At 40.3% G+C, this 9113-nt stretch carries 10 protein-coding genes; 9 read left to right on the forward strand and 1 reads right to left on the reverse strand.

What is annotated here, in order from left to right; genetic code table 11:
* Nucleotides 1-293 (forward strand): copper amine oxidase N-terminal domain-containing protein (locus tag ASG81_RS23385; RefSeq protein WP_162255060.1); only part of this gene is annotated, 293 nt, incomplete at its 5' end.
* Between the two features lie 157 nt (nt 294-450).
* Here ASG81_RS23385 and ASG81_RS23390 read toward each other — a convergent pair.
* Nucleotides 451-1251, reverse strand: coding sequence for a copper amine oxidase N-terminal domain-containing protein (locus ASG81_RS23390; RefSeq protein WP_056639957.1), 801 nt, complete (start codon nt 1249-1251; stop codon nt 451-453).
* Between the two features lie 590 nt (nt 1252-1841).
* Between ASG81_RS23390 and ASG81_RS23395 the strand changes: the two genes are divergently transcribed.
* The 8 genes from ASG81_RS23395 to ASG81_RS23430 all read left to right on the forward strand — a co-directional run bounded on the left by ASG81_RS23395 (nt 1842) and on the right by ASG81_RS23430 (nt 8736).
* Nucleotides 1842-2636 carry a Cof-type HAD-IIB family hydrolase gene (locus tag ASG81_RS23395; RefSeq protein WP_162255061.1) on the forward strand — a complete coding sequence of 265 codons (795 nt, stop codon included), beginning with the start codon at nt 1842-1844 and terminating at the stop codon, nt 2634-2636.
* A 152-nt stretch (nt 2637-2788) separates the two neighbouring features.
* Nucleotides 2789-3250 (forward strand): hypothetical protein, encoded by a 462-nt coding sequence (locus ASG81_RS23400; protein WP_056639963.1) that lies wholly within the window; start codon nt 2789-2791, stop codon nt 3248-3250.
* 205 nt (nt 3251-3455) lie between these two features.
* Nucleotides 3456-3668: a hypothetical protein gene (locus ASG81_RS23405; RefSeq protein ID WP_056639967.1), complete on the forward strand. Its 213-nt coding sequence runs from the start codon at nt 3456-3458 to the stop codon at nt 3666-3668.
* Nucleotides 3669-3842: 174 nt separating this feature from the next.
* On the forward strand, nt 3843-4646 hold the full coding sequence (locus ASG81_RS23410) for a MerR family transcriptional regulator (RefSeq protein WP_056639970.1): 804 nt from the start codon (nt 3843-3845) through the stop codon (nt 4644-4646).
* A 610-nt stretch (nt 4647-5256) separates the two neighbouring features.
* On the forward strand, nt 5257-6177 hold the full coding sequence (gene pyrF, locus ASG81_RS23415) for an orotidine-5'-phosphate decarboxylase (RefSeq protein WP_056639973.1): 921 nt from the start codon (nt 5257-5259) through the stop codon (nt 6175-6177).
* Nucleotides 6178-6294: 117 nt separating this feature from the next.
* Entirely contained in the window at nt 6295-6870 is a 576-nt protein-coding gene (locus ASG81_RS23420; protein WP_056639975.1) for a dihydrofolate reductase family protein, read from the forward strand.
* Nucleotides 6871-7005: 135 nt separating this feature from the next.
* Complete coding sequence (locus ASG81_RS23425) at nt 7006-7464, forward strand: hypothetical protein (RefSeq protein ID WP_056639978.1); 459 nt, start codon at nt 7006-7008, stop codon at nt 7462-7464.
* Nucleotides 7465-7944: 480 nt separating this feature from the next.
* Nucleotides 7945-8736, forward strand: a complete 792-nt coding sequence (locus ASG81_RS23430) for a replication initiator protein A (RefSeq protein WP_235549000.1) — start codon at nt 7945-7947, stop codon at nt 8734-8736.
* Nucleotides 8737-9113 lie beyond the last annotated feature (377 nt).

Consider the following 9113-nt stretch of genomic DNA (forward strand, 5'->3'; position numbering starts at 1 on the left):
TTCCATCTAATGCATTTAACGAGACACCAGTGCTTAAATTTGGTTATATTTCGGGTACACTAGACAATTTAATTATCTACGAAAGCAATGAGAAAACGGCCTACTTTACAGTTGGCAATACGAAAGTGATGATTGAAGCCGAAWCGATAAAAGCAAAGAATCCGCCGTTTATTAAAAACAAAATYAYCTATGTTCCGCTTCGATTGGTCGCTCAAACCTTTGGTTGCATTGTAGACTGGGATCAAAAAACGAAAACAGTTCATATCAATAGAAAGTTGGAGGAGACAGATTAAGTATTAAACTCCCATGAAAATTAACTCCATTTTCATCATCTGTGGTGCGGCGCTTGCGCTGCATGTGTGGCTAACGGGTAACGATGTTCGGCAGTCTAGGACACTATTCTCGTGTCCTAGACATTTTTTTATTTTAATCAAGCTGATTTGTTACATTTTATGTATTTTGATCAGTCCGGACTTCACCCTCGATTGGTACGATAATGACATCAGTGAACTCTTCGTTCAAATGGTAGTCGTTAAAGGCCTCATGCCTCTTGCCCACTTCTCCATTCCTTCCCATAGAATCATTTTGCCATGTCACAACCGCAATTCCATCCTGATTAATTTCGGTATAATTAATTAGTCCTTTATACTCTACCTCAAAACGCAGCGCTTCTCCCTTTGGAAAAGTATAAGAAAAAGTGAATCCTTCTCCTGATGCTTCAATTTGTTTATCCGCATACGTTGCTGGATAATGAATTGCAATTTCACGAGCTTTTACTAAATCTCCGCTCATGAGTATTTTGAAGCGCTCATGACCAGAAGGAGTCCGCACAATTACAGTCTTATCCGTACTGCTGTATTTCACTGTTCCCCCCAGTGTTTCTGAGAGAAAACGCAGAGGAAGATAAGTTCTACCATCTTTAATCGTTACAGGGGCATCCAGCTTGACGCTTTTACCGTTAACCAGGGCTGTTTTGGCTCCACCATTAAGGCGTACAGTCAATTTCTTTTCTTTATTAATTATTATTATCGTTTTCGTAGCCTGTTCATAGGAATACATTAGTTTTACAGGATCTTTAAAAGATTTTAGCTGTACCATTGTCCTTTCGTTTACTGTTAGCACATTCTTCTGCAGCGCGCCATCAATATAAACCAATATTGGTTTTTGCGGCGCAGCGGAGATAGCCGATCCTGATGCCAGCATTCCAACAATGGAAAGCGAAGCAACTGTTGTTTGCATCCATTTTTTCAATTGTAAGACCTCCCTATTTCGATCTTCTTCATTTCTACTTCAAATGACTTAATTTTCCATAAAAAGTTGCATGTTTATAATATTTTCTAGAAGGCCGATCATCTTTATTTTCGGGATCACCAATGCGGGCAGTAATCAAATATCTCGCTTCCATTTCAACATGGGTTAGTACATTGATTGACACTATTGAGCAAATTGTATTTTGAAAGAACGGAACCAATATCTTTTCAACAGGCATAGGGCGTTCAAAAGGTTAAAGCCCAACAGGATAGAGTTATGAGCTAACGGGTACAAGAGCTCACTACTCCCATTAAATAATCGAGTATATACGGGCTTCAAATGTAATCCAATTGTAACTTTCGTTTTATCTTCTGTTAATGTTTTCACGGTAATATAGACCTTGACCCCCTTTTTAATATATAGACTTGAACCCGCGGCCCGTTGCTTAGCGGGTTCCTTTTTTTTATAAACGTTTCCTTTCAATGTGTTGTTTGATTGAAGTAACGGGCAGATTAATTCAATAGTGAGTCTATCATTTCTCCTGAAATTAGGTTATTATTGGAAGAATTATTTGGTGAGGAGAGATGCAGATGTCGGACATACAGGCAATTGTATTAGACTTGGACGGAACATTGCTCGGCAGTGACAAATCCATATCACCTAGAAATTATCAGACTGTTAAAAGATGTTTTGATTCTGGAATTCATATTATTATTGCCACGGCGCGACCGCCTAGAGCGGCTAATCAATTTGTAAAGAATTTTCCTTTTGTAGACTACTTGGTTTATTACAATGGTGCTCTAGTAACATGCAAGTCTAAGCAAACTCAGCGGCACATTAGTATCCCAAATGAGATTAGCCAACAGATTAACAAATTCATCGAGTTACATGCTCCTGAATCGTTAATTTCATACGAGGTTAATGATTCATGGTATGCGTGTAAACCAGTTCCCGACTCGCAGCGTGCTCAATTCGGTCTCCGTTCGAATGATCCGAAACCCCAGGTTATTGATAACGATTTTATTAGTTCACTCTCCCCAACCAAAATATTGGTTCAAGGTTACAGCACATGGAGGGATATAATAGAGCAATTCGGCGACCATGTGAACGTAATCGCAACCGATGGAGGGGTATTGGTTCAAATCATGCAAAAATCAGCATCAAAAGAAGAAGGCGTGCAATGGGTGCTTAATGATATCGGGGTGAAGTCAGAAAATGTAATGGTATTCGGGGATGACTTTAACGATTTAGGACTATTCCAAATGTGCGGATTTCCGATCGCAATGGAGAACGCGATAATTGAACTGAAAAATTGTGCAGCCCACGTAACCGATTCAAATGATAACGATGGTGTTGCTGTTGCAATTGAGAGATTAGTGGTGTAATCACATGATAATGATTCAACTAACGGGTACGATAGTTCAACTAGACAAGGAGCAGTTTGCCAGCGACAGGCTGCTCCTTGTTTAACGCGCAGGTTAGTTCCAATTATGGTAATTAAGGGTTAAGTTTTTTTGTGAGGAAGGAGGCACAAATATTGATCGAAATGCGGAAGTGCATTCTAATGTGTTTTTTATTAGTAACCTTTTTAACTGCTTGCGGTAAGGAACATTCATTTGAGTCCGAAACTCTTTATTTCTACAGCGGCGAGATGTTATCTTTGGTTGACCAACGGGAGAATGAGTATTCAAAGGATAAGGGAATTTTGTATACCCTAACACTAACTGATTTCCGACCGAAGGAACCAGTATTTCAAAAATTTATTGAGTCCTATCAGAGTGTCACCGGTAAAGAAGGTCATATTTCATTTACAGAACGCACCAAAATATATGCCCGCTCTCAAACCACGAATACAAAGACCTCCATTCCTGTTTCAGATTTATATCAAGTTTTGAAGCCTACCGGCTCAGGAGATTACCCTAAAATCGAGATCTGGGTAACCCCTTATAAAAAAGGTGAATCTGACGTTGAGGCGGTCGAAGTTGTATTGCTGCAGTAATTACGTTTCGTATCTATAGTCTGGGTGCACATACCATACAACACAGTGCAGATAGTCGCTCATTGCGCTAACGGGTACGATAGTGGAGCAGCATGCCACCAGCAGCTGCTTCAACGTTTTATTGTACGTGCAGAGAAATTTACGAGACAAGTGATAAACTAATTTGCATAAGCTTTGTGTTCATGGAGTTTTGGGAGGAAAAATATTGAAAACTTTTAAGCATATTCTGATATATATAATCGTAACAAGTTTAGTTACTGGTTGTAATCAACGAGACGCCGATCAATATGAATTTGTTGTATTTGCTCACCACGAAAATATGAATGATGAATTGAGAATCAACATTCATTACGCTCCCATGGAAGAACGCAACTACTTCCATAATCTGTGGTGTCGCGAGAGCGGCATTGATGGCTAACGGGTACGATAGCATCAAGACTAGCAGGCTGCCGATATGATTGGCAGCCTGTTCCCAATGGGCGGTTTGTCCGACTTAAAAAGAAATTTACCTGAACCTCTTGACTCTCCTGCAAGGGAAAGCTTTATCCTGCAGGTGAGGACCTCGAAATAAGTGTGTACACAGGAGATGAATATGTTCAAAATTGGTGATTTTGCACGGCTGAGTAAGGTAACGGTGAAAGCTCTAAGGCATTATGAAAGCGTAGGACTGTTACAGCCTGCACGTATCGACGCTTCTACTGGTTATCGCTATTACATGGTAAGCCAGATGTCCAAACTAAATCGGATCATAGCCCTGAAGGATCTTGGCTTCTCCTTAGAGGAGATCTCCATCCTTCTCCATACGGACATGAACCCTGAACACCTGCGGACGTTCCTAGAAGTGAAGCATTCCGAGATCTTATCGAGAGTAAGGGATGAGCAAACAAGACTTGTTCGGATCGAGAATTATATGAAAGAGGAGGGACACGCAATGAGGTATGATTGTGTTATCAAACAGATTGAACCGGTACGAGTTGCTTCAATCAGGGACCATATTCCAACGCATAGCGAGCAAGGACATCTCTGGCAAGCTTTGGGGGAGCATATTGAAAAGCACGGAGTGAAAATTGTTCCTCCCTGCATGGTAATTTACCACCAAGGTAGCAGTGATTCATCCGTCGATGCAGAGGTGATTGAGCCGATATCTGGAGATTTGCCGGAAACCGACCGTATCAAGGTCAAGATTCTTGAAGGGGTTACCGAAATGGCATGCGTGGTCCATAAAGGCCCTTATCAAACCCTCCATAACGCATATAGCAACTTGTTGAATTGGCTGGAGGAAAACCGGTACGAGATAGCTGGACCGCAAAGGGAGTTATATTTGGCCGGAGAATGGTCGACAACCGATACGAATGAATACATTACAGAAATCCAGTGCCCTGTCCGAAAAGCCTGAGTGCGTTAAACTCGTCTTAAAGCAGCAGTTAAGAGGAGAGGTCTTAAGCGAGGCATTGCCCCCTTAAGGCTTCTTCTTTTTGTTAAACTAAAGGGTACTATAGCTTAACAATCACCAGGATGAGGCTGTCATAAAGCGAGGACCCCGCGAATTATATCGCAGAGTCCTCTTATAGTGGGAAGCGGTTTATTTCAAAAATGCACTTCTAATGCTAAGTCTTACTCAAAAAGTCAAAAAGTATCGAAGCAGAAATCTCGATCTTTTTATCCTTCTTCGTGTTTTCATGGTGAATCAACAACCTTTCGGAAACTAAAATTGAATTCCGTTTTTCTTGTTTTTCAATACCACTTCCCACTTATCGTATGATTACCCTTTTCCTAATGTTTTGAATCAATAAGGGTAATATGTTTCTCAGAAAATAAAGTTTTAGATTGACGATGCTTGATTAAGCTAACTGGCAGTTTAGCGCGGTGGCTGCTGAATCTTATAACCGAATTCTTAAAGTATAGAGCAGTAATGTGGAGGGGATGAAGTAACAAAAATATATAGCACTGATTAATAAACTTACTTATACTTGATAATGGATAAAGAAATTGGGGGAGAACTCATTATGGGTAATTTTGCAGATGTACTGATAGATGAAGGAAAAAGAAAAAATAGTGTTTTAGTTGTTGGTTTAGACCCTGATATAAATTTTTTTCCTGATGTATTACTCGAAAATGTAGATACTTCGTCCAACGAAAGTATTGCAAATGCAATATATGAGTTTAATAAAATCATCATTGATGCTGTCGCTAATCATGTAATAGCTGTAAAACCCCAACTTGCTTATTACGAGGTATACGGTAGTTACGGCATTAAGGCTTTGGAAAAAACAATAAGCTATGCACGTTCGAAAGAATTAATAGTCATTAACGATGCAAAAAGAGGGGATATTGGTTCAACTTCAACAGCCTATGCTCGAGCTTTTTTAGGTAATGGGACGATTTCAGGTGATATGGTCACCGTTAATCCCTTTTTAGGCAGTGATGGGTATATGCCGTTTATTGACGTGGCAAAAGAACATAACAAGGGGCTTTTTATACTATTAAAGACATCTAACCCCTCGTCATATGAAATACAAGACTTAAAATTAGAGAATGGAAAATTGCTTTATTTTAAAATGGCTGAGCAAATTGAAGAATTGGCAAGTAAGACAGTAGGGATTAATAATTATTCATTTATTGGTGCAGTTGTTGGGGCTACTTATCCAGAAGAAGCACAGAAGATACGAAAAACGTTACCCCATTCGATTTTTCTTGTTCCTGGGTTTGGGATTCAAGGAGGGAAAGCTGAGGATTTAGGTGTATTTTTTGATGAAAATGGTATTGGTGCACTCATATCGTCTTCAAGGGGCGTAATTTTCTCTTATATGAACCAAAACGAAGATTGGAAAAAAACAACTGAAACTGACATGTGCAGACACATAACAGAAGCAGCGATAAAAGCAAAAGAACAAATTAATGAGGTAAGATTCAATAAAGTTATATAGTTGGCTATTACGCTAACGGGTACGATAGTGCAGAAAAAGCGATGGAGCCGATCCATTATGCTAAAATGTAGTTAATGTATAATGTAGATATCCCTCATGAACAAAGGAGAACTGAAAATGAGAAAACTCGTTCTATTTCTGCACGCATCGCTTGACGGTTTTGTAGAAGGGCCGAACGGTGAAATGGACATTGGCTGGGTTTCCTACGATGCTGATTTGGAGAAACACGCGAAAGAAATTCTGAGTACTGCCGACACTGTCATTTGGGGACGTGGGACTTATCAGATGATGCACAGTTACTGGCCATCTGTGCCTTCGAACCCATCAGCTTCGCAGCATGAACGGAATCATGCCGAGTGGATCGAAAAGACAGCCAAAATCGTTTTTTCCACGACGCTGGAGAAAGTCGAATGGAACAATTCCAGACTGGTGAAAGAAGATGTCGAGGAAGAGATCAAGAACCTCAAACAGCAGCCAGGCAAGGATATGGTCATCCTCGGCAGTCCTAGGTTCGCACACTACCTTATGCAGCTTGATTTAATAGATGAGTATAAAATTACGGTTTCTCCCGTCCTGATCGGCAGCGGGTTGCCGTTATTCCAAGGTCTCAAGGAGAAGATCAATCTTAAACTTATCGAAAACAAGACATTTGATTCTGGAGCCATAGGCCTCGTTTACCAGACGGTTAGATGACCTTGTCTCCTAAAGTAGATTACGCTAACCGGATTACGTTAGCACAATAAAAGCAGCGGCAGTCTAGGTCTTTCGAGTTCCTAGTCCGTCACTGCTTTTTTTACGAGTCAGTCTAATTCAGTTTGTCGGGTGATCGTGTCGTTTGAGCTTAGAGTAGGGAGAAACGCCAAGTCGGACGCAATTCAGGGCTTAGCGTATATTTTCGTTAAAATGTTGGCGGTACCCCAGCATGGGCCTGAACACCTAACGATAGAATATATTAATTCCTCAAGATATTTTATGTTTGATTTGCTTGATGATTTTGTTGACGCTATGAATCATGAGGAAGCTATTATTACTTTAAACACACTATCTGTTCAGCTAATTGATTTTATTTTAAGACTTAATGGGCAATGGTCAGGACGAGGGAAAACTCTAAGTAGAGGCCTTAATAAATTGGATACTGAAATGTGCAAGAGATTTTTTATGGCATTAGATTGTTTTTACAAATGGAATAATAAAAAACAAATAATTGAATTTGTGAATGAAGTCTACAAACCAATTGGTGGACAATTATTTGCAGGGTTTTCAATGGGGAAAAAATCGAATTTATAATTTATGATAGTTCTCCAAGAATGTACGTCACTCGAGCATCAGGTGATTAAGGTGCGGATCTAATTATATCTAAAGCCGGCAAGAAAATCGCTGTCCAGGCGAATAAATTTGAGGTTAATCATAGGCGAGCAATAATAGAGTCCCCTCACCGGAACAAAGGTGAGGGGACTTCACAAAACTTGAAAGCTGCCGCAATTAGACAAGAAACATTAGAAACTTTTAGCGCTACATTAAATCAACGTGTACAGGCTAAGGTACTTTTTATGTATGCCAACCAACCAACAAGGAGAAATGTTGAAAGCGCAATTGCAAGATGGCCAATGTACTAGCTCAGATCGAGCATTCATACAAGCAAAGATAGATATTTTAGAACGCGCTTTACGAGTAAAATCAGTGGATTATCTAAAGGAGCTTGACCCTTGACCCTTTAACACAAATATTGCTCAACATGCTCTATTTTCGGCCAAACCGAAAAATATTATTGGACAAGCTGGCATTACGGTTGAAGGAGTTCGATCTGTTCATATTAAAAGCAAAAACGGAGAAGTTCTTACAACATATGATGCACGAATTATGGGGGCAATTCAATCGCTATGGTTTAAGCAGAGTGGTGGTAAATCTGCCGTCGAACTGAAATATGCAGACATTCTAAACGAATTAGGGCTATCAGATGGTGCTAGTAATTATAAGCGCATCCAGGAATCGTTGATCCGGTTGAAAGACATTGAAGTGACACTTACACAATATCAGCGTTCACAAAATGCAGAGTATGAAGAAATTGCGCTCACTCGTCTTATCGATCAAATCGTGTTTCGTCGGAAAGTGAACACAATAGATCACTACCAGCGTAAGTTTGAAATTCGGTTGCCGGAATGGCTGGTTCAAGCAAACCGGGACGGGAACCTATTTGACGTATCACTCATTCTGATGAACGACCTAAAATCCTATTTAGCGCAAGGCATGTACTGGCTTGTTTCTTCTTACACGGAAGAACATAAGGTAGAGCTGGAATTGTTCACACTAGCTGGACATTTTCACTTTGTCGATGGAGGTCAGCCGATCATGCCAGTATACAAGATCGTTGAGCGAATTACACAGGCTTGCGAGGAACTAAAGCAAGTTGGTTTCATCGATTCCTACTCTTATTCCGGAAAAAAACAAGGCTTGGTTGACCGTTATTTATCGGTTGTAAAAAATCCTGTCTTTTTGAATATACCGGTACGATCACGAGAAGTACCTCCACCAGAGCAGATGGAGCTTTGGAGAGAATAAATGTATTAAGGTAATGGAGAGTGGCCACGTGCGATCGGCGCGGGCTGCTTTTATTTTATAACTTATTGTTCATCTGGATTTCTCCTGCTGTTACGTTTTTGTATACGAATTAAGAGCTGCAGCTGCGTGCCAGGACGAGATATTGTATACGTATCATGCGCGTTGAACTAGGAGTATGACTAAACATCCGTTTTAGTACGGAAATAGGGGTAGCGTCAGGGAAATGCGGATTTAAAACGTTAAGGAAATTACCATATTAAAAAGCCCAATTTCTCAACAGGGACTGACCCCCATTTGTGAGACAGGGATCAAAACACCTTACAAGTTTAAGCAGCCAGTCGTCGGAAATCAACCGGCGACTGGTTGTTTAGTTTCGT

The organism is Paenibacillus sp. Soil522 (genome assembly GCF_001428245.1).
GTDB lineage: Bacteria > Bacillota > Bacilli > Paenibacillales > Paenibacillaceae > Pristimantibacillus.